Raw genomic sequence first — 20350 nt, 5'->3', positions numbered from 1 at the left:
CAGTTCTGTGCGGACATCAACAGTCTATGCACATTCAGCAAGACCAAGTCTATTGGCACGTCACGGACGATTTTGGCCAAGTTCCTTCCTGTCAATCACGTGGAGTCGTGAAATGTTTCCCCTTTTGCATGACGGTCAACCCGTCATAGAGTCCGGCGGTTCCGATTCTCGATGCGCCACTGCGTCGGCGGGCAGCCATCAGGTGCATCTCGTCATCTACCCGGGCTTCAAGTTGATGGAGGCGGTTGGCCCGGTCAGCGTGCTCAGCTATGCGAACCGTCATCTGGCGTTGCAGGGGGATTCGAGGCGATACGAGATTCATATCGTGGCGCCGCAGGCCGGACGTATTCCCTCGGACACGCTGATCTCGCTTGAGGCAAGTGCTGGTTTGCCGGAGCGTGAGGCGCTCTCGACGGTGCTGGTCGCTGGCGCGCTGGACATCGAGACAGCGGTCGCGCGCGAAGCCGGGCTGGTCGACTGGTGTCGCCGGCGCGCAGCTTCAGCGAAGCGCTTCGCCGCACTGTGCTCGGGAAGTTTTTTTCTGGCGAACGCTGGCGTATTGAGTGGGCGTCGTGCTGCCACCCACTGGAGTGTTGCAACCCTGCTGCAGCAGCGGTTTCCCTCGGTGGAGGTGGACGCAGATGCCATCTTCATCCAGGAGGGCAACATGTGGACCTCGGCAGGTGTAACTGCCGCGATTGACCTTACGTTAGCGTTCGTTGAGCAGGACTTCGGTCGCAACCTTGCGCTGACCGTAGCCCGGGATCTCGTCATCTATCTGAAGCGGCCGGGCGGGCAGTCACAGTTCAGCGATCTGTTGAACAGCCAGATGACGGCTGCACCGGAGATACGTGATGTGCAGAGCTGGGTGATGTCCAATCTGAGCAAGCCCCTGCAGTTGGAGGATATGGCCGACAAGGCGGGAATGAGTGTTCGCAACTTCACCCGCCTGTTCAAGGAGGAGGTCGGAATATCGCCGGCCAGCTATCTGGTTCGTGCGCGTTGTGAGCGGACCGCGACGTTGCTGCTCGACAGCGACCTGCCCCTGAAGACGATTGCCTCGCGGGTTGGTTTCCCGACCGAAGAGCAGATGCGCAAAGCATTCGTACGTCAGTTTTCGCTCACGCCACGTGCCTATCGGGCACGCTTTAGCACCAGTAGCCTGAAGAGTGCATGAGCGATGCCCTTGCGTGGGGAGCGACATTAAGTTCCCGCTGGTGAGCTACCTTAGCAAACCGGGTGGCAACCGTGGCAGCAGAGAAGCGAGCGGGAACGCGATACCACGGCTTGTGCGCTACGCGCCGCGACAATAATTCCCACCTGTCCCAGATTGAAATCACGCTCGACCAGAAGTTCCGTAAAGGCAGCGAGCGGCAGCACGACTGAGGGGTGGAACAAGTGGGCTTTGACCAGGGCTTTCATTTTCGACTCCGTCATTGGAAGGCCGCACAGGATCAAACTCGAGCGAGTGGTTGCTGGTTCGCGATCAGCGGCAGGATAAGAAACACTTTATTGGATTAGTGCGGACGATTCTGGACAGAAATCCCGTCGAAGAATCAATTGGATGCGTGCAAACCCTGACTACGCAATCGGGTCCGCGCACGTTGGTTGACGCGCCCGGACGGGACGCCGCAACTGATGGGGCTGCACAGAGCTCCCCCACATCAGGACAATCGGGCGTCACAGGGCGACCGGAATCGCGGCCCGCCCCGTAATTCATGGAGCGCTGGCCGGTGTATGCGCTCGTGCCCGCTTCGCGAAACGGCACGATCCGCGCCGGCCCAGTGACCCTGATCGCCCGTTCAAAGGGCGATGATCGATGTGTTCTATCAATTCATAGAATTTTCGAGTTTGACCTGCTGCGGCGAAGATGCGATTTTTCACCAGTAACGAATTCGGAACGGGCCTTGAATGCGCGAGCCTGGCACCTGTCTATTTTCCAGAGGATCGCACCACAAAGTCACGACCGTCATTTGTTACGACCGGCACCTTAATGCACTTAACGCAGGAGGTAAGCGAAATGGCTCAACCTGGTAACAGAATCGTCACTTTCGAAAAGCCGATGGAAATGAAAGTTAACACTTTCAAGTTCCCCGAACTCATCACTCCCCAAGGAAAAAGCGCACCTCACGGAGCGATCCTCAAGATCGTCACGACAAACATCTGTGGTAGCGACCTTCACATCTATCGAGGCTCCTTTCCGGTGCCCAAAGGGATGACGATGGGTCATGAGATGACCGGCGAGGTGATCGAAGTTGGGTCGGATGTCGAGTTCATCAAAAAGGGCGATGTCGTTTCCGTTCCGTTCAACGTGGGCTGCGGCCGATGTTACAACTGCAAGCACATGCGTTCCGAAGTTTGCGAAAATACGAATACCGACGTCGACTGCGGCGCCTATGGGTTCAACCTCGGCGGCTGGACCGGCGGACAGGGCGATTACCTGTTCGTCCCTTATGCCGATTTCAACCTCCTGCGCTTTCCTGACAAGGACGCAGCGATGGAGAAGATCCGCGACCTGACTCTTCTCTCCGACGTGCTGCCCACCGCTTTTCATGGTTTCGCCGCGCCAGACTGGCCCGCAGCGCCAGCATATATCGTGGGCGAGAATGTACTGATCTTCGGCGCCGGGCCGGTAGGACGGGCAGGCGCAGCGTGTGCGAAGCTGCTCGGAGCCGGGGCAATCGTCGTTGCCGATTTCATCCCGGAGCGGCTGGATCTTCTCAAGCCACACGGTATTGAAACGATCAACCTCTCCGACGGAACACCGATTGAAGATCATCTCGAGCGCATTACCGGCCATCGGGAGGTCGATCGCGTCATAGACTACGTCGGTGTCGACTGTCGCGGCTTCGGTCCAGACGCGGGCAAGATCGTGGAGAACGCGGTCACAAACGCGATGCTGAAATATGTCCGGGCCGGTGGAACGACGAGTACCGTCGGTGTTTACTGTGCGAATCCGATTTCCAAAGACGCGGCAGCGAAGGCAGGTCATATGGATCTGGAATGGTCGAATGCATGGATCAAATCGCCGCGCATGGCGGCCGGCCAGTCCCCTACCGCGAACTACAACCGGGCATTGATGAGAGCGATTCTGAACGACCGGATGCCCTATCTCACCCCGATGATGAACATCAAGTTCATCAAGCTGGAAGATGCTCCGCAGGCGTACAAGGACTTCGATGCCGGTTCGGCGTACAAGTACGTCATCGACCCGCACGGTTCGGTCAAGCATTAATGTTCTAACAAAAAACGTTTCTTATCCCGTAGTCGATATTTCAAAACCCCATGACCCGTCGCGCAAGCATTGCTGCGTGGATGAGGAGACCAATACTTTCCAAAGGGTGACCCGCTTTTAATATTTCACATCTGCCGACTTCCCTTGTTCTATACTGGTGTATAGTATACGAAACGAGGCTGTCGCAGATGTGCTTACGGTATGTTGCTTCCCGTAACCCGTACCTTAGCTTTCGACGCGGCTCACAGCAGTGTTTTCATATTTTGCTAGCCGGCTCGCTTCATCCGTTGAAGAGCCTATTGACCCAGGGAACCTCTGCTGTGGCCTATCTTCGAATCGTACCGGTTGCATACGCACGTGGACCTGATCATGTATAGCGCCCCACTCCGTCCTGGGCTCGACGTGCTGCGCGATCACATCCACCTGTTCAATGCGTGCCACCGGGGCGTAGAGCGTGAATGTCTGCGCGTGACCGGCGATGGACACCTCTCTCTCAGCCCCCACCCCGGTGGCCTCGGTGCTGCGCTGACTCATCCGCAAATCACCACCGATTATTCCGAATCCTTGCTGGAGTTCATAACTCCAGCGCTTGCAGATCCGGTGCGAACGCTCGAAAGCCTCGATGATCTGCATCGTTCCACCTACGCAAACCTTGGCGATGAATTCCTGTGGAGTTCGTCCATGCCATGTGCACTGCCTGCCGAGGAAGAGATTCCGATCGCCATGTATGGAACCTCGAACACAGGCAGGCTCAAGCACGTCTATCGGAAAGGCCTCGCTCTGCGCTACGGGCGTACCATGCAGTGCATTGCCGGCATTCACTACAACTTCTCACTGCCGCAGGCGATCTGGCCGCTGCTTGGTGGTGGGAATCGCAGGGAACGCACTGACCGCGACCTCAAGTCCTGGGTTTATATGGGGCTGATCAGAAATTTTCACCGCTACAACTGGCTGCTGCTGTATCTGTTCGGAGCCTCGCCTGCAGTAAACGCTGACTTCCTGCGCGGTCGTCGCCACGAACTGGAGAGGTTAGACGGTGAAACCCTGTACCTCCCTCATGCCACGAGCCTGCGGATGAGTGATCTGGGCTACCAGAGCCATGCCCAGTCAAGCCTAGCGCCCTGTTACGACAGTCTGACGGGCTACATCGACGCGCTGGTAATGGCGATGGGCACGCCTTATCCGTTATATGGGCAGATTGGCACGCATCGGGGGGCGGAATGGGTGCAACTCAACACGAATATTCTGCAGAGTGAGAACGAGTTCTACTCGAACATCCGGCCCAAGCGCGTCGCCCGCGCTGGAGAGCGGCCTGTAGAAGCGCTAAAGGACCAAGGGGTGGAATATGTCGAGGTGCGCAGCCTTGACATCAACCCCTTCCTGCCGTTGGGCATTGATGAGTCACAGGCGCATTTCCTTGATGCGTTCCTGTTGTTCTGCGCCTTGCGTGAGAGCCCACTTTTGCGTGACGGAGAATTTGCGCAAGGGGTTGCCAATGGGCTCACCGTAGCCAGGGAAGGTCGTCGTCCGGGACTGGTATTGCAGCGTGGAGCCCAATCTGTTTATCTGAAAGATTGGTCCAACGAATTGCTCGCCGACATCGCGCCACTGGCTGAAATGCTCGATTGTGCAAAGGGTGGCGGCAGCCATCGTCAAGCCCTCGCGGCTCAAAGCGCGAAGGTCAACGATCCGTCGCTCACGCCCTCGAGCATGATGCTGGCGACAATGAGCGAGCGCGGTGTGAGTTTCAACCGCTTCGCGATGGATCAAAGCCGGCTTCATGCGGAGTCTTTCCGCAAGCGTCCGCTGCCTGCTGACAGGCTTATGGCCTTCAGGGCGTTAGCGGACGCATCGCGGGCCGAACAGGCGCGCCTTGAAAAAGAACAGGCGAGCGGCTTCGACGCATTTGTGGGCGCCTTTCAGGGGAGTCTCCTGTCGCTCTCCGGTGACCACGCGACCCTGATCTAACTTTGCCGGCGTCCGGGATTGGGCAATTACGTCAGGTACGCAGGGTTGGAGGGCGCCTGCGCGCAGGAGTGTTCCGTCTTCGAACTCGATGGTGGTTGCGCATGACTCCGGTCGGTCTTCAAAATCGTTTCAGTTGCACTAGATACTATTGGGTAGTATAGTATGTGAACACTACCACCCGGGAAGGGATCTCATGCCATACAGCCCCAAAGAGAAGAAGCAGGCGCTTACGCGTGTTCGACGTATCCGAGGGCAGGCAGCGGCTCTCGAACAGGCGCTTGAAGACAATGCCGAATGCGCTGCCGTTCTTCAGCAACTGGCAGCCATCCGGGGTGCAGTCAACGGCTTGATGGCAGCTGTGCTGGAGAGCCATCTGCGAGAGGAGTTCCCGGATAGTGGAACGACGACCGATTCGCAGAAGAAGTCCATCGATGAAACGATCTCTATCGTACGGTCCTATCTTCGTTAGCCCCCGCCACGGCGGCGGGTCCTGAAGATTCAACTCAGTAAAGGAAGCGACATCATGAAATCACGTGCAGCAGTTGCCTTCGGGCCCGGAAAGCCGCTGGAAATCGTCGAGATCGACGTCGAGCCGCCGCGCAAGGGCGAAGTGCTCGTCAAGATCACGAACACCGGCGTTTGTCATACCGATGCCTTCACCTTGTCGGGTGATGACCCCGAAGGTCTCTTCCCGGTCGTGCTGGGCCATGAAGGCGCGGGCATCGTCATGGAGGTGGGTGAAGGCGTGACCAGCGTGAAGCCGGGCGATCACGTCATTCCGCTCTACACCGCCGAATGTGGCGAATGCCTGTTCTGCAAGTCCGGCAAGACCAACCTCTGTGTCGCGGTTCGCGCGACCCAGGGCAAGGGGTTGATGCCCGATGGTACGACCCGCTTTTCGTACAACGGTCAACCGCTTTACCACTACATGGGCTGCTCGACCTTCAGCGAATACACGGTAGTCGCCGAGGTATCGCTGGCCAAGATCAACCCGGACGCGAACCCGGAGCACGTGTGCCTGCTCGGTTGCGGCGTGACCACCGGTATCGGCGCCGTTCACAACACGGCCAAGGTGCAGCCAGGCGACTCGGTAGCCATCTTCGGCCTCGGCGGTATCGGTCTCGCTGCGATTCAGGGCGCACGCCAGGCCAAGGCGGGTCGCATCATTGCCATCGACACCAATCCGGCCAAGTTCGAGCTGGCCCGTACATTCGGCGCGACCGAATGCCTCAACCCCAAGGACTACAACAAGCCGATTCAGGAGGTCCTCATCGAGATGACCGGCTGGGGTGTCGACCACACCTTCGAGTGCATCGGTAACGTCAACGTCATGCGTTCCGCACTGGAAGCGGCTCACCGCGGTTGGGGGCAGTCGATCGTCATCGGCGTTGCCGGTGCCGGCAAGGAAATCTCGACCCGTCCGTTCCAGCTGGTCACGGGCCGTGTCTGGAAGGGTTCCGCTTTCGGCGGGGTCAAGGGCCGCACCCAGCTTCCCGGCATGGTGGAAGACGCAATGAAAGGCGAAATCGATCTCGCCCCGTTCGTCACCCACACCATGGGTCTCGACGATATCAACGAAGCCTTCGATCTGATGCACGAAGGCAAGTCGATTCGCACGGTGATCCACTACTGATTCACGGATCACGAACTATCCATTCAACACCAGACATCAAGGAAACTCTCCATGTCCACTCCAGTTATTTCCGGTGACGGCATCTTCTCGCACGTCTTTCTCGGCGCCGCCGACGTTCAGAAGTCGGTCGCGTTTTACGACGCCGCTTTGGGTGCTCTCGGCATCAAGAACCTCGGTCCTTTCGGCAGTGGTTGGGTGCTTTACGGTCGCGACAAGCCGGCCTTCATCATTGCCCGGCCGGGCAACGGTGAAGCGCCGTCCAGCAATGGCGTGACCGTCGGCTTTGCCGCCGCCACTCCCGCCGAAGTGGATGCCTTCCATGCCGCCGGCCTTGCCGCAGGCGGCACCGACGAGGGCCAGCCTGGCCCGCGTGGTCACCTGCCGGGTGCCTATGCGGCCTACCTGCGTGATCCGGCAGGCAACAAGGTTTGCTCGTACACCTTCGTCTGAAAGCAAGGACGCTGAGAGTCTTCCAAAGGAGCCGGCACAAGCCTCTATTCGGCTAGCGCATTAGCCAAACCGGATAGGGCGTGCCGGCTCACGAGGCTCGGCCCGCAGCCGTGTACGAAGTGCACGGCTGCGGGCATTTACCGCAAAGCGTAATGCTTTTCAGCCAATGGGAAATGAGGTCGTTATGAAAGAGCTGGCCAACATCAATATGACGACCGCACAACCCGCCTCGACCGCCACTGTGTACGGCATGCCGGCCTATGCTGATCGTGCTGCAGCCGTGGGTGAAGTGCATGCGCGCCCGCATCTGTTGATTCAGGCCCCCCGCGGCATATTGCAGTTCGCCTTCATGACCGAAGGAGACACCGCCAGGGACCAGGCAGCGATGAGCGAGTTGTCTCATCGCTTCGGCGTTGCCGAGCCCGACCACGCTACGCCGCTTCACGGCTTGACATGGGATGAGGGAGACCTGCACTGCGAAAAACACACCGAGTTCTCGACGTATCTCTGGTGTGCCGCGCTGGATCCCGAGACCGGAGAGCCATGCGGCGAAAATCCGTTCAGGCACGGCTTCGTTCCTCCCGGCCCGGTCGTATCCGGCATACGTTTGAGACTGCTTCCATGGACGCCGGAAACGGAGAAGGAGGCCGATCGCTTTGATCCTGCCAGTCTGTGCTACTCGCTGGTGGAGAATGGTTCTGCCGCCATCCTGACCGACTTCCGCCAGGGTGAGGACGGTCTGACGCATATCCTGATCCTCTCACGCGATTTGAACCCGACGCGCGCAGGCGCGCTGGCCCAACGCCTTCTGGAGACCGAGACCTATCGGACCCTGGCGTTGCTGTCCCTGCCATTAACACGGTCGATGACGTCGGAGTTGCGGCGCATGGAGTCGCGACTCGCGGCGATCACCGACGAGATGTGTACGAGTCTGGTGGGAAGACGCGACAGCGACGTTCTTCTTGCCGAACTGACCCGCCTGGCGGCTGAACTGGAAGCCGGCGTTGCGGCAAACCTCTATCGCTTCGGTGCCAGCCGCGCCTACTACGAGATCGTTGAGGAAAGGCTGGAGGCGCTTTCGGAAGAGGTTGTGTCCGGGTACTGCACCTGGCGCGATTTTCTGCAGCGCCGCATCGCCCCGGCGATGCGGACATGCCAATCCGTGAAGGAGCGTCAGGCCAAGCTCTCCGACAAGCTGAATCGGGCCATCTCGCTTCTGCGCTCCTGGATCGACGTCGAACTCGAACGCCAGAACCGGGACCTGCTGGCGTCGATGAACAACCGGGCGAAGATGCAATTGCGCCTTCAGCAAACGGTCGAAGGCCTGTCGGTCGCGGCAATTTCCTACTACGTCGTGAATCTTCTTGGCGATGTCGTGAAGGGCATTCCCGGCATTCACGACATCGTGGAACCCGACTCCGCGGTTGCGATCCTCGTGCCCGTGGTCATGCTGGCGATCTGGTGGACCGTGCGCAGGATCAGACACGCCCACGGCGATCCGGCAGCGGAAGAAAAGTCTTCCTGAGGGGCCCTGAGGGGCAGCCATCCTGGCGCGCGATTGCAGCGCCATTCGTTTGAACATAGGAGAACAACATGGAACGCGTCGAACATCACGCCAGCTCTGATGGCTGGCAGGACGTCTATCAACACGAATCCACGACACTCGGCTGCACGATGAAGGTCGGTGTCTACCTGCCCCCGCAGGCGCAGCACGGCAAAGTGCCGGTGCTGTACTGGCTTTCGGGCCTCACCTGTACCGAGCAGAACTTCATCACCAAGTCCGCAGTCCAGCGCTACGCGGCCGAACATGGCATCGCCGTCGTCGTACCGGATACCAGTCCTCGCGGCGAAAGCGTTGCCAATGATCCTGCCTACGACCTCGGACAAGGGGCGGGTTTCTACGTCAATGCAACCCAGGCTCCCTGGGCTGCGAACTACCGGATGTATGACTACGTCGTGCAGGAGTTGCCGGCGCTGATAGAGGCTCACTTTCCCGTGACAGCGGAACGCAGCATCAGCGGCCATTCCATGGGCGGACACGGCGCCCTGGTCATCGCTCTGCGCAATCCGGGCCGTTATCGGAGCGTGTCGGCTTTCTCGCCCATCGTCGCCCCCACCGAGGTGCCCTGGGGACACAAAGCCTTCACGGCTTACCTGGGCGGCGATCAGCAAGCGTGGAAGCAGTACGACACCGTGGAGTTGATTCGCACCGCCCAGGAGCGTTTGCCATTGCTGGTGGAGCAAGGCCTGAGCGATGAGTTCCTCGAGAGCCAGCTTCGCCCCGAACTGCTGCGCAAAGCATGCGAAGAGACGGGTCACCCGCTGACGCTAAATCTGCGTCCGGGCCACGATCACAGCTATTACTTCATTGCCAGCTTCATTGGCGAGCATATTGCACACCATGCATCAGCGCTGAACCGCTGAGCGAAAGGAGATCAGGTCATGATAAAGACCTCTGGAAACCGGCATCACGTCGTCATCATCGGAGCCGGCTTCGGTGGGATCGAAGTTGCCAACCAGCTTGCCGGCACCGAGGTCGACGTGACCATCATCGATCGGCGCAATCATCACTTGTTCCAACCCTTGCTCTATCAGGTTGCGGGGGCGTCTCTCTCGACCTCGGAGATCGCCTGGCCTATTCGCTATCTCTTTCGCAATCGACCCGAAGTGAACACGTTGATGGCCGAAGTGGAGGGTGTCGATCAGGACGCGCGCGAGGTTATTCTCAACAATGGTTCGCGGCAAAGCTACGACACGCTCGTGCTCGCGACAGGTGCGACCCATGCCTATTTCGGGCATGACGAGTGGGAGCCTTTCGCACCGGGGTTGAAGACGCTGGAAGATGCCACGACCATTCGAGGACGCATCCTCGCTGCCTTCGAAGAAGCTGAGCGCACGAGCGATCCTCAGCAGCGTGCTGCGCTGCAGACGTTCGTCATCATCGGTGGTGGCCCTACCGGGGTCGAACTGGCCGGAACCATTGCCGAACTTGCGCGAGACACGCTGGCACGCGACTTTCGCTCAATCGACCCGAGCACGTCGCGTGTCGTACTGATCGAGGCTGGCCAGCGTCTGCTGTCCGTCTTCCCGGAGGATCTTTCCGCCTATACGCGCCAGGCGCTCGAGAAGCTCGGCGTCGAGGTCGTACTGGGTACGCCAGTCACCGGGTGCTCGGCCGAGGGCGTGGTATACGGCGGCACGCCTCTTTCGGCCAGGACCATCGTGTGGGCCGCCGGGGTCCAGGCGTCTCCCGCTGCCCGCTGGTTGAGCGCTACGTCTGATCGTGCTGGCCGGGTGGTCGTTGGGCCTGACCTGACGGTGGCTGGCCACCCGGAGATCTTCGCCATCGGCGATACGGCTTCGTGCACCATGCCCGACGGAAAGCCTGTACCGGGCATCGCCCCGGCGGCCAAACAGCAAGGCAAGTACGTCGCCAGCCTCATTGGACGGCGCCTGAAGGGCAAGCCCGTTGACGGACCCTTCAAATACCGGCATCAGGGGAACCTGGCCACCATCGGCCGCAGCCTGGCGGTCATTGATATGGGGCGGGTGAAGCTGCGTGGTGCCTTTGCGTGGTGGATCTGGAAGCTTGCGCATATCTACTTTCTGATCGGCACGCAAAATCGCCTGAGCGTCGCCTTGAGTTGGGTATGGAACCACAGCATCGGCTATCGGGGCTCCCGCATCATCATGCGTGCGAGCACCGACAGAGATCGCACATCAGCGTCCATGACGTTGGGTAAATCCGGCCACCTGGATTAAGGCGCTCACGTTATCGAAACAATTCGCAAAAATGCCAGGGAGATGAACTTGACCGATCTGTTCACGACCAAACCCAAGCCTCCCTTAGCCGAACTCCTGCGTCCCAGGACGCTGGACGAATTCGTCGGGCAGCGGCACCTGCTGGGCGCCGGCAAGCCGCTGCGCCTCGCATTCGAGGCGGGCAAGCTGCATTCGTTCATCCTTTGGGGACCACCAGGCGTGGGCAAGACCACCCTGGGGCGTCTGGCCGCCAGTGCAACCGACAGCCGGTTCATTGCCATCTCGGCCGTGCTTGCCGGGGTGAAGGACATCCGGCAAGCCATCGACGAGGCCCAGGCTGAACTGGACAACCATGGTCGATCGACGGTGCTTTTCGTCGATGAGATCCATCGCTTCAACAAGGCGCAGCAGGATGCCTTGCTGCCCCATGTCGAGTCGGGACTTCTGACTCTGGTGGGGGGTACCACCGAGCATCCCGGGTTGGCGGTCAATTCCGCACTGCTCTCGCGTGCACAGGTCTATACCCTCGAACCGCTGTCCGGCGACGAACTGCAGCAGCTCTATGAACGCGCGCGACCGCATCTCCAGGGCGTTACGCTGGACGCCGACGCGCTGGACCTGCTCAAGGGCTTCGCCGATGGTGACGGCAGGCGTTTCCTCAATCTGCTTGAGCAGGTGACGAATGCTGCATCGGGTGCTGGCAAGGCGGTGGTCGACGCAGCATTCGCCAGGGTGTCCACCAGTCCGTCGCTGCGCAGGTTCGACAAAGGCGGTGACGAGTTCTACTGGCAGCTCTCGGCTTTTCACAAGTCGTTGCGTGGCTCCGACCCGGATGCAGCCCTGTATTGGCTGGCCCGCATCCTCGACGGCAGCGGAGACGTCAGCCAGGTGACCCGTCGCATGGTGGTGATGGCCAGCGAAGACATCGGTAACGCCGATCCGCTGGCATTGCAACTGGCACTCAACGCCGCGCAAGCCTACGAGAGGCTGGGTTCTCCCGAGGGCGAGATACCGCTTGCTCAAGCGGTGACCTATCTCGCCCTTGCACCCAAGTCGAATGCTGCCTACACCGCCTGGGATCAGGCGAAGGCATTCGTCAAAAGCAGTGGCTCCCAGCCTGTGCCCCTCCATCTGCGCAATGCGCCGGCGAAGTTGATGAAGCAGATGGGATACCGGGAAGGCTACCGCTACGCGCACGACGAGCCCAACGGCTACGCCGCAGGACAGACCTATTTCCCGGAGGGTGTGACCAGGCCGAACTGGTATCAGCCAACGGACCGAGGTGCCGAGCGCACGATGGGGGAACGGCTTGCCTTTATGCGCTCGCTCGACGACGCGGCGGCGCGGGGGACGGACGCCTGACCGATCCCCATCCGGAATTCCGCCCCATTGCCACCTCACGAATTACAGGATAAAAACATGCCAAACCCTTCTTTCGGTGAATCCTCCTGTACCGCCGCAGCCAGCGGCCTCGTGCAGGTGCGGGGCGCGCGCGAACACAATCTCAAGGACGTTGACGTCAACATCCCGCGCAACGCGCTGGTGGTGTTCTCGGGTGTCTCCGGCTCCGGCAAGTCCTCGCTCGCCTTCGGCACCCTCTATGCCGAGGCCCAGCGGCGCTACTTCGAGTCGGTGGCCCCCTATGCGCGGCGCCTGATCGACCAGGCCGGCGTGCCCGACGTCGATTCGATCGACGGCCTGCCACCGGCGGTCGCATTGCAGCAGCAACGCGGCGCCAGCAATGCACGTTCTTCGGTAGGAAGCGTAACCACCCTGTCCAGCCTGGTGCGGATGATGTATTCGCGTGCTGGCGCCTACCCGGCCGGTCAGCCGATGCTGTACGCCGAAGATTTTTCGCCCAACATGCCGCAGGGAGCATGTCCGACCTGCCACGGTCTGGGCCATGTGTACGAGGTGACCGAGGCCATCATGGTGCCCGATCCTTCCCTGACCATCCGCGAGCGTGCAATCGCCTCGTGGCCCCCCGCCTGGCAAGGGCAGAACCTGCGCGACATCCTGGTCAGCATGGGCTATGACGTCGACCGGCCGTGGAAGGACCTGCCCAGGAGAGATCGCGACTGGATCCTGTTCACCGAAGAAACACCCACGGTGCCGGTGTACGCGGGCTTCACGCCCGCTGAAACCCGCGCCGCGCTCAAGCGCAAGCTGGAGCCGAGCTACATGGGCACCTTCACCGGCGCCAGGCGCTACGTGCTGCACACCTTTGCCAACACCCAGAGCGCCCTGATGAGAAAGCGCGTCTCCCGGTTCATGGAAGGCAAGCCGTGCCCCACCTGCCACGGCAAACGGCTCAAGCCCGAAGCGCTGTCGGTCACCTTCGCCGGCGTGGACATCGGCGAGTTCATGCAGATGCCGCTGGACCAGTTGGCAGCCTTGCTCGAACCCATCGCCCAGGGGGATTTCCGCGCCCATGTGGCGGGCGCGGGTACGGACAGGGAAGCGACCCGGCGTGACCGCGCCGAACGCGCGGCCTCCGGCCGCGCCGTCCATTCGGTGTCGCCTGACGTGCGTCGCACCTCCGCGCTGTCGGAAGAAAAGCGCCTTGCAGCGCAGCGGCTGGCTGGTGGCGTGATGGCACGCCTGCGCCAACTGCGCGGGCTGGGCCTGGGTTACCTGACGCTGGACCGGGCCACGCCGACGCTTTCGGCCGGCGAGTTGCAGCGCCTGCGGCTGGCCACGCAATTGAGTTCCCTGCTGTTCGGCGTCGTGTACGTACTCGACGAACCCTCGGCGGGGCTGCACCCCGCCGACAGTCAGGCTCTGTACGACGCACTCGACAGGCTGCGCGACGCGGGCAACTCGGTGTTCGTTGTAGAGCACGACCTGGACCTGATGCGCCGCGCACAATGGCTCGTGGACGTGGGGCCGGATGCTGGGGAGCGTGGCGGCCGCGTGCTGTACAGCGGTGAGCCGGACGGCCTGCGACAGATCGCCGAATCGCGTACCGCGCGCTACCTGTTCGACGAGATCCCCGCGCCGGGCAGCCGGGCACGCGAAGCCAGCGACTGGCTGGAGTTGCAGGGCGTCCACCGCCACAACCTGCATGGCGTGGATGCGCGCATTCCGCTAGGCGTGCTGACGGCCGTCACCGGCATCTCCGGCTCGGGCAAGTCCAGCCTCGTCGCGCAGACCCTGCCGGAACTGGTGCTGCTGCACCTGGGCCACGAGCCTGAAGACGATGCGGCGGAAAGCGGAACCGGTGAAGGGCCAGCGGTGATCGAGGTCACCGGCGGTCATCTGGCCGGTGACGTGGATGCCGTGCAGCGTCTGGTGCAGGTGGACCAGAAGCCGATCGGGCGCACGCCTCGCTCGAACCTGGCCACCTACACGGGCCTGTTTGACCATGTGCGCAAGCTGTTCGCCGCCACCCCCGATGCGCGCCGCCGCCGCTATGACGCTGGCCGGTTCTCGTTCAACGTGGCCAAGGGGCGCTGCGAAACCTGCGAGGGCGAAGGCTTCGTCAGCGTAGAGCTGCTGTTCATGCCCAGCGTGTACGCGCCGTGCCCGACCTGCCATGGTGCACGCTACAACGAGGCCACGCTGAAGGTTCTCTGGAAAGACCGCAACATCGCCGAGGTACTGCAGATGACCGTGGACGAAGCCAGCGAATTCTTTGCGGGTGAAGACGCTGTGGCAAGGCCACTACAACTGCTGCGCGATATCGGACTGGGCTATCTGCGCCTGGGACAACCGGCCACTGAGCTTTCCGGTGGCGAGGCGCAGCGCATCAAGCTGGCCACCGAGCTTCAGCGCAGCCAGCGCGGACGCAGCCTGTACGTGCTCGACGAGCCGACCACCGGGCTGCATGCGTCGGATGCCGACCGGCTGCTGGTGCAGTTGCAGCGCCTGGTCGATGCCGGCAATACCGTGGTGATGATCGAGCACGACATGCGGGCCGTGGCACAGGCCGACTGGGTGATCGACGTGGGACCCGGCGCGGGCGATGCCGGGGGCCGCGTGGTGGCCGCCGGCACCCCGCCTCAGGTGGCACAGGTGCCGGATAGCCGGACAGCGCCTTTTCTCGCCCAGGAACTGGCACGCACCGAAACGGATGTCCAACACGGACGCCGGAGACAGGGATAACCTGCGTCCATACCTGCAGATCCAGCGGTCTCGCGATTCTCGACCGCGACCGCGAGATCGCGCGTTTTGTCTCCGTTCCGTTTTGGGCGATCGAGGTCACCCTGTCCGCAGGTGGTGCTTCCTTCATCGCGCACTGGCAACCGCCGCAGGGCTGTACCGACGGCGCCGGCCGCTGCTTGCAGCAGCCCGTCGTGCAGCAGGCAGTCGAGCGTATCCGCGCGGCTGACTCCGCCCAGGTGATCAGCGTCGAGACCGGGCGCGTGCGTGAAGGTCCACCGCTACCGTTCGACTTGGGCACGCTGCAAGAGGTCTGCTCCCGGCAGTTCGGCCTGGACGTGCAGGAAACGCTCGACATCGCGCAGGCCCCGTACGAGACGCACAAGGCGACGACGTACCCGCGCTCCGATTCGGGCCTACCTGCCCGAAAGCATGTTCGCCGAGGTGCCGACCGTGCTCGACAGCCTGGTCAAGACCGATCCGGCCCTGCCCCCACTGGTCGCCCAGCTCGACTGCACCCAGCGCTCGCGTGCCGGGAACGACGGCAAGGTCACGGCGCACCACGGCATCATTCCGACCCTCGAACCTGCGAATCTCGCAGCCATGAGCGAGAAGGAACTGGCCGTCTACAAGCTGATCCGTGCGCATTGCCTGGCACAGTTCCTCCCCCACCACGAGTTCGATCGCACCACGGCGCGGCTCCCCTTCGGCGGACAGAGCCTGGAGGCCGCAAGCAGGTTATCGTGCCGGGCTGGCGCCTGGTGCTGGCCGCCCCGGAACCTGCCGACGAGGAAGGCGAAGCCGGGCCACGTAGCCAGGTGTTGCCGCCGCTGCGCGAAGGACTGGCCTGCCAAATTGGCCAGGTCGATCTGAAGGCACTCAAGACGTTTCCGCCCGAGCCACCGTTCCCAAGCCGGCAGACACTGGCTGGGGAACGACGTACACCGCCCTCAATAATCAGAGCGCGCTGGTGCCGGTCTGGTGGTTCTTCATGCACGCGATCTCGAAGGCCATTACCAGCGCAGCAGTCGCAGCGATTCCATGTGGCACGGACCTCCGGCAAATCCGCATGGACGTGGATGCCGCCCGCATCAACGATCCGGTGGTGCTGGCTCAGGAGTTCGCGGACTTCACGCACGACTGCTACGGGCCGTCGCGCGCCAGGCTCTTCATGAACCGGCCGACGCTGTCCGACACGCAGATGAATGATTTGACCTGGATCGGCTCGAACTACTTCTTCAACACGGGCGGCTCCTACGACACCAACTCTATTTGCGGCCCCGGTGCGTTAACCGCCATGCGATCAGACTCCGTGCCGCTGCCAGAACTCTGCTGGCGTAATGATCGCGTAGCGGTCCGACAAGGCCAACAGATCCTTGTCTCCAGTGACCAGATACTGCGCCTTTGCTGCAATCAGAGTCATCAGCACAGGCTGGTCGGCGGGATCACGCAGCGCCACGTCCTGCTTCGCTTCGGGTTCGACTATGTCGGCCAGGAACATGAAGCTGTCCGCCAGATCGCGGATTTCCACCGGAGTCATCTGGACTTTTGGCAAACGCGGCAATACACGTACCATTTCATCCAGTATGTAATGCGAAAGTGCCACCTCCAGGCCACCTTGCCGCCAAGCCGCAACGATGCGTCCCGGCACACTACCCGGATAGGCCAGCCCCGATACCAGCACATTGGTATCGAGTACGACGCGCAATCCCGACATCAGCGCGCCTTCCGCTCGGCGGCCACGGCAGCCTCGATTTCGGCCAGGCCTTCCTCTGCCGGTACGCCGGCATAGGCATCGTTGATCCGACGGCTCAGGACGTCGAAGCGTTCCTGCATGCGCCGGATGCGGGCAAACAGCTCGGCGTCGACCAAAGCCGCGACCGGCTTGCCGTCTTTGTTGATGACGATGCTGTCGTTGCGGTACTGCACCTGGTTAAGCATCTCGCCCAAGTTCTGCCGGAAGTTCACTGCACTGACTTCAGTAATCATTGCGCACCCATGACCGATATGATTGATATGGTCATTATGGTTAAATTGCGGCATCGTGTCTAGTCCGTCAAGAGTCAGAGGCGCCCCATCGGAACACATCTGGCAACGCACCTCCGTCTCGCGCAGCCAGTTTGCTGCGCTGTACCGCGCGCCGCTGGAGCGCTACGCCGAGCTGGTCCAGCAGTTTCCGCCTCGGAAGGCCACCACCACGCCTATCCCGGGCGCATGCTGGATCACGGACCTAGAGCCGGCATCCCGGCTCTAGGTGCGTTCCTGCCACGCAGGCAGTGATGGCTGCTTCGACCTATGCCTCCGCGCCGGGCTTAGCCTGGGCTATGGCGACGATGGCGATTTCTTCGGAGATTTTGGATTTTCCTCGTCAGGGGCATATATCGATGACGACCTTGCCGATGGCATGGCCTTTTTCGAGGTGGGTATAGGCGGCACTCACATCCGTCAGGGAGAAGCGTGCCGGATCAAGTAACGGCCGGAGCTTACCCCTATCGACGAGCGCCCCGATTTCGCTCAGGATCTCTCCATGGCGAGCGAGACCCTGACCGGCAAGCATCGGCAGAAGCATGAAGATACCGATGAGATCGAGACTGCGGCCGAGGATGACTGACAGGTCATGGGATTCCCATCGCCTTGACGCTCTCGCGGCCATTCAGTTTGTAGGTGCCGAAACCGTTCGCCGGAATCTGGATACCGTCATTCAAGGCAAGCTGCGGAATAGCCGTTTCGATCATCTCGCGCTCCTCGTTTTATTCGTTGGGGGCCGAGAGGGCCGTCGGTTTTCCGCGGGTAACCGACCACCCGAGCGCGCCACGCGCCATGGCCACGACCACGAACAGGCCAACTGCCGCGCAGGCGCTACCGACCGCGAACACGGAGGGGAATCCGAAGGCTGTGGCGAACACCCCTGTCACCGGGCCGGTCAAGCCATAGGCCAGATCCTGGAATGCCGCGAATCCTCCCAATGCGGTCGCACGACTATGGACGTCAACGCGCTTGACGACTTCGACGCCCAAGGACGGAAAGGCCATCGAACAGCCGGCGCCGGTTACGGCAGCGCCCAAAAGCGCCATCGGGGCGGTTGGCGCGAGAAAGAGCAGTGCTTGCCCTACCATTTCAATGGCTAGGGATGCGATGGCAATGGGCATTCCACCATAGCGATCCGGGAGGTGACCGCACAGGACACGAACCAACACAAAAGCACCCCCGAAACAGCTCAATGCGAGGCCCGTTCCCGCCCATCCCCTGGCAGCAAAATCCAGTGAGACAAAAGCGCCGATCGCCGCAAACCCAACGCCCTGTAGCAGCACGGCCAGCCCAGGCTGCCAGATAAGGCCTATCACACTCCAGAATGGCTGGTGCTCGCCTTTCAGGGGCGCCACTCCTGCAACGGGGTACGCAAAGAAGGCGGCGATCATGGGCAGGTGGACGACCACCGTGCCCACATACGTCATACCGCCCCGGTGATAGAGCCAGTAACCGATTGGCGCGGCCAGCGCGATCGCGCCATACATCGCCATACCGGTCCACGCCAGTACCTTGCCAGAACGCGGCTGTCCGACCGTGCCGATTCCCCACCCAAACATGCCTACGATGAGCTGGCTTTCGCCAAACCCCAGCACGAGTCGGCCGACGATCAGCACGAGCAACCTGACCACGCCCGCAGCCGGAAGTTGTGCCGAGAGAACCAGCGCAAGGCCCGAACACCCGCAGAAAAACATGCCACGCAGCATGACAGGGCGCGCGCCCATGCGGTCGACCTGGCGACCGGCTACGCCTCGCGTCAGGATGGTGGCCAGAAACTGGATGCCGACCGACAGACCGACCAGGACATTGCCGAATCCCAGTGTTTTTCCGACGTAAAGAGGAACAACCGGCAACGGCAGGCCAATCGTCATGAAGGTCAGGAATACCGCTGTTGTCAGCGCGGCCAGCGCGCGGGTAGCGCGCCGGGCATCGGCTTGCGCTTGTGGGGCAAGCATCGAGTCAGCCGTAGTAACGGCAGAAGTTTCGTCACGCATGAAAGGCCTTCTTTGGGACTAGGCAACAGGAGGACACGGCTGATCGATCGGCACACGAATCAGGAGGTACGGGGGCACGCGAAGGTCTTTGCCGCCGTTGAATCCCGGGAGCCGGTCCCACTGGCCCAACGTGCAATAGACGTGGGTGGCCGTGGCGAAAATGCCGTCCGGCCATACGATGCGGGGATCTCGCGCGACCACGTCGAGGCGTCCGTCCGGATAACGACGCAGGATGGCATCGTGTTCGCCGGCGGTGAGATAGATACGATCCTGCATATCGGTCGCGAGGCCGTCGGTCATCACCTTCTCACCGTGGTCCACCACGCCGGCTGCAAGGGCCGCATCGGTGGCACCGAAATCGGCCAGCAGGTCGGTCGCGATGCTGTACAGCCTGCGGCTCGTCAACGGCGAGTAGTAGAGTCGCGAACTGTCCGCACTGAGCGTGACGCTGGCCGCGCCCCCCACCGGGAAACCGGGATGCGCCGGGTCGTAACGCAGAGGCCGCCCTTCGAGCACGGCTACGAATCCCTGTTCCGGTTGCGTCGACGGGTGATTGGTCAGCACGCGGCGTTGGCGTTCGGTCGCGATGTCAACCACGACCAGTGCGCCCGATGTGCCGAACGAGGAATCGGCGATGTAGGCGACGCCCTGCGGGCCGTGGGTCAAATCGATGCGCAAGTCGTTCATGTGGCTGTCGGGGCGCATCGCCGGCGGTTTCAGCACGATGCTCGCGATCAACCGATCCGAGTGTGGGTCGACGCCGATCACTTTGGCCGCCCCCGGCGCAATCGGTTGTCCGGCGAGCTTGCCGTCGTCGATCGCCCATAGCCGGCCGCGACTGTCCGTGGTCATGCCGTGAATCGAGATCAGGCGCTGTTCGGGCGGCTTGTCCGAGGGCAGGCTGAGGGCAGCGTTGGGATAGGGAACCAGCACATTGCCCTTCAATTCCGCCAGCGTCGCCTCGCGATGGTTATCAGCGTGCCGGGGGAAACCCACGAACACCCGCCCCTCGGGCGTTACAGCGATGCCGGATGGACCCGGACCAGGAAACGCGGCGACGATCTCGAACGAACCATCCGGTGCTGTGTCTGCGTATTCCGGCGAACGTGATCACGCATTTCGGCGGATCGTGATCATGGATTCCGAATGATCGTGATCACCCGTTTCGGTTGATCGTGA

General features: G+C 61.6%; 17 protein-coding genes and 3 pseudogenes. 14 read left to right on the top strand and 6 right to left on the bottom strand.

Annotated features, from left to right (window positions below; genetic code table 11):
- Positions 1-112 precede the first annotated feature (112 nt).
- Complete coding sequence (locus L810_RS37475) at positions 113-1177, top strand: GlxA family transcriptional regulator (RefSeq protein ID WP_012431210.1); 1065 nt, start codon at positions 113-115, stop codon at positions 1175-1177.
- 50 nt (positions 1178-1227) lie between these two features.
- Here the strand turns inward: L810_RS37475 and L810_RS46435 are convergent, their stop codons facing one another.
- Complete coding sequence (locus L810_RS46435) at positions 1228-1422, bottom strand: hypothetical protein (RefSeq protein ID WP_012431209.1); 195 nt, start codon at positions 1420-1422, stop codon at positions 1228-1230.
- 598 nt (positions 1423-2020) lie between these two features.
- Here L810_RS46435 and L810_RS37470 point away from each other — a divergent pair.
- The 12 genes and pseudogenes from L810_RS37470 to L810_RS49420 all read left to right on the top strand — a co-directional run.
- Positions 2021-3235 (top strand): glutathione-independent formaldehyde dehydrogenase, encoded by a 1215-nt coding sequence (locus L810_RS37470; RefSeq protein WP_012431208.1) that lies wholly within the window; start codon positions 2021-2023, stop codon positions 3233-3235.
- Positions 3236-3592: 357 nt separating this feature from the next.
- Complete coding sequence (gene gshA, locus L810_RS37465) at positions 3593-5203, top strand: glutamate--cysteine ligase (protein WP_223274403.1); 1611 nt, start codon at positions 3593-3595, stop codon at positions 5201-5203.
- Positions 5204-5396: 193 nt separating this feature from the next.
- Entirely contained in the window at positions 5397-5672 is a 276-nt protein-coding gene (frmR, locus tag L810_RS46430) for a formaldehyde-responsive transcriptional repressor FrmR (protein ID WP_012431206.1), read from the top strand.
- Positions 5673-5726: 54 nt separating this feature from the next.
- Positions 5727-6836, top strand: a complete 1110-nt coding sequence (locus L810_RS37455; RefSeq protein WP_012431205.1) for an S-(hydroxymethyl)glutathione dehydrogenase/class III alcohol dehydrogenase — start codon at positions 5727-5729, stop codon at positions 6834-6836.
- Between the two features lie 51 nt (positions 6837-6887).
- Positions 6888-7286 (top strand): VOC family protein, encoded by a 399-nt coding sequence (locus L810_RS37450; RefSeq protein ID WP_012431204.1) that lies wholly within the window; start codon positions 6888-6890, stop codon positions 7284-7286.
- Positions 7287-7470: 184 nt separating this feature from the next.
- The gene (locus L810_RS37445) at positions 7471-8811 is read left to right on the top strand and encodes a DUF3422 family protein (RefSeq protein ID WP_012431203.1); all 1341 of its coding nucleotides are present in this window, start codon (positions 7471-7473) and stop codon (positions 8809-8811) included.
- A 68-nt stretch (positions 8812-8879) separates the two neighbouring features.
- Positions 8880-9710 (top strand): S-formylglutathione hydrolase, encoded by an 831-nt coding sequence (gene fghA / locus L810_RS37440; RefSeq protein ID WP_012431202.1) that lies wholly within the window; start codon positions 8880-8882, stop codon positions 9708-9710.
- 18 nt (positions 9711-9728) lie between these two features.
- On the top strand, positions 9729-11048 hold the full coding sequence (locus L810_RS37435; RefSeq protein ID WP_012431201.1) for an NAD(P)/FAD-dependent oxidoreductase: 1320 nt from the start codon (positions 9729-9731) through the stop codon (positions 11046-11048).
- Positions 11049-11096: 48 nt separating this feature from the next.
- Complete coding sequence (locus L810_RS37430) at positions 11097-12410, top strand: replication-associated recombination protein A (protein WP_021163354.1); 1314 nt, start codon at positions 11097-11099, stop codon at positions 12408-12410.
- Positions 12411-12467: 57 nt separating this feature from the next.
- Positions 12468-15152 carry an excinuclease ABC subunit UvrA gene (locus L810_RS37425; RefSeq protein ID WP_012431199.1) on the top strand — a complete coding sequence of 895 codons (2685 nt, stop codon included), beginning with the start codon at positions 12468-12470 and terminating at the stop codon, positions 15150-15152.
- 35 nt (positions 15153-15187) lie between these two features.
- A pseudogene (locus tag L810_RS37420) lies at positions 15188-16051 on the top strand (DNA topoisomerase); the annotation flags it as partial.
- Between the two features lie 2 nt (positions 16052-16053).
- A pseudogene (locus L810_RS49420) lies at positions 16054-16413 on the top strand (conjugal transfer protein TraG N-terminal domain-containing protein); the annotation flags it as partial.
- Between the two features lie 39 nt (positions 16414-16452).
- Here L810_RS49420 and L810_RS37415 read toward each other — a convergent pair.
- A complete protein-coding gene (locus tag L810_RS37415; RefSeq protein WP_012431198.1) occupies positions 16453-16866 on the bottom strand; it encodes a putative toxin-antitoxin system toxin component, PIN family in 414 nt (137 codons plus the stop codon).
- Positions 16866-17138 carry a type II toxin-antitoxin system Phd/YefM family antitoxin gene (locus tag L810_RS37410; protein ID WP_012431197.1) on the bottom strand — a complete coding sequence of 91 codons (273 nt, stop codon included), beginning with the start codon at positions 17136-17138 and terminating at the stop codon, positions 16866-16868. The genes L810_RS37415 and L810_RS37410 overlap by 1 nt, the downstream gene beginning before the upstream one ends.
- 91 nt (positions 17139-17229) lie before the next feature.
- On the opposite strand from L810_RS37410, the pseudogene L810_RS46420 reads away from it, so the two are divergent.
- Positions 17230-17378, top strand: a pseudogene (locus L810_RS46420) (TraI domain-containing protein); the annotation flags it as partial.
- A 139-nt stretch (positions 17379-17517) separates the two neighbouring features.
- On the opposite strand, the gene L810_RS37405 reads toward L810_RS46420, so the two are convergent.
- From L810_RS37405 to L810_RS37395, 3 genes are all read right to left on the bottom strand, one after another.
- Positions 17518-17718, bottom strand: coding sequence for a zinc-binding dehydrogenase (locus L810_RS37405; RefSeq protein WP_041758165.1), 201 nt, complete (start codon positions 17716-17718; stop codon positions 17518-17520).
- Positions 17719-17899: 181 nt separating this feature from the next.
- The gene (locus L810_RS37400) at positions 17900-19171 is read right to left on the bottom strand and encodes an MFS transporter (protein WP_223274404.1); all 1272 of its coding nucleotides are present in this window, start codon (positions 19169-19171) and stop codon (positions 17900-17902) included.
- Positions 19172-19189: 18 nt separating this feature from the next.
- Positions 19190-20173: an L-dopachrome tautomerase-related protein gene (locus L810_RS37395; protein WP_021163349.1), complete on the bottom strand. Its 984-nt coding sequence runs from the start codon at positions 20171-20173 to the stop codon at positions 19190-19192.
- Between the last annotated feature and the right edge of the window lie 177 nt (positions 20174-20350).

This window comes from Burkholderia sp. AU4i (assembly GCF_000466765.1).
GTDB classification, from domain to species: domain Bacteria; phylum Pseudomonadota; class Gammaproteobacteria; order Burkholderiales; family Burkholderiaceae; genus Burkholderia; species Burkholderia cepacia.
The sequence above is the reverse complement of the archived record's forward strand: the minus strand, read 5'-3'. Positions and strand labels throughout refer to the sequence as shown.

Excerpts from the sequence above, each read along its gene's own strand:
- L810_RS37475 (WP_012431210.1), top strand. The coding sequence starts at position 113 with ATGTTTCCCCTTTTGCATGACGGTCAACCCGTCATAGAGTCCGGCGGT.
- L810_RS46435 (WP_012431209.1), bottom strand. The coding sequence starts at position 1,422 with ATGAAAGCCCTGGTCAAAGCCCACTTGTTCCACCCCTCAGTCGTGCTG.
- L810_RS37470 (WP_012431208.1), top strand. The coding sequence starts at position 2,021 with ATGGCTCAACCTGGTAACAGAATCGTCACTTTCGAAAAGCCGATGGAA.
- frmR (WP_012431206.1), top strand. The coding sequence starts at position 5,397 with ATGCCATACAGCCCCAAAGAGAAGAAGCAGGCGCTTACGCGTGTTCGA.
- L810_RS37455 (WP_012431205.1), top strand. The coding sequence starts at position 5,727 with ATGAAATCACGTGCAGCAGTTGCCTTCGGGCCCGGAAAGCCGCTGGAA.
- L810_RS37450 (WP_012431204.1), top strand. The coding sequence starts at position 6,888 with ATGTCCACTCCAGTTATTTCCGGTGACGGCATCTTCTCGCACGTCTTT.
- L810_RS37445 (WP_012431203.1), top strand. The coding sequence starts at position 7,471 with ATGAAAGAGCTGGCCAACATCAATATGACGACCGCACAACCCGCCTCG.
- fghA (WP_012431202.1), top strand. The coding sequence starts at position 8,880 with ATGGAACGCGTCGAACATCACGCCAGCTCTGATGGCTGGCAGGACGTC.
- L810_RS37435 (WP_012431201.1), top strand. The coding sequence starts at position 9,729 with ATGATAAAGACCTCTGGAAACCGGCATCACGTCGTCATCATCGGAGCC.
- L810_RS37425 (WP_012431199.1), top strand. The coding sequence starts at position 12,468 with ATGCCAAACCCTTCTTTCGGTGAATCCTCCTGTACCGCCGCAGCCAGC.
- L810_RS37415 (WP_012431198.1), bottom strand. The coding sequence starts at position 16,866 with ATGTCGGGATTGCGCGTCGTACTCGATACCAATGTGCTGGTATCGGGG.
- L810_RS37410 (WP_012431197.1), bottom strand. The coding sequence starts at position 17,138 with ATGATTACTGAAGTCAGTGCAGTGAACTTCCGGCAGAACTTGGGCGAG.
- L810_RS37405 (WP_041758165.1), bottom strand. The coding sequence starts at position 17,718 with ATGCTTCTGCCGATGCTTGCCGGTCAGGGTCTCGCTCGCCATGGAGAG.
- L810_RS37400 (WP_223274404.1), bottom strand. The coding sequence starts at position 19,171 with ATGCGTGACGAAACTTCTGCCGTTACTACGGCTGACTCGATGCTTGCC.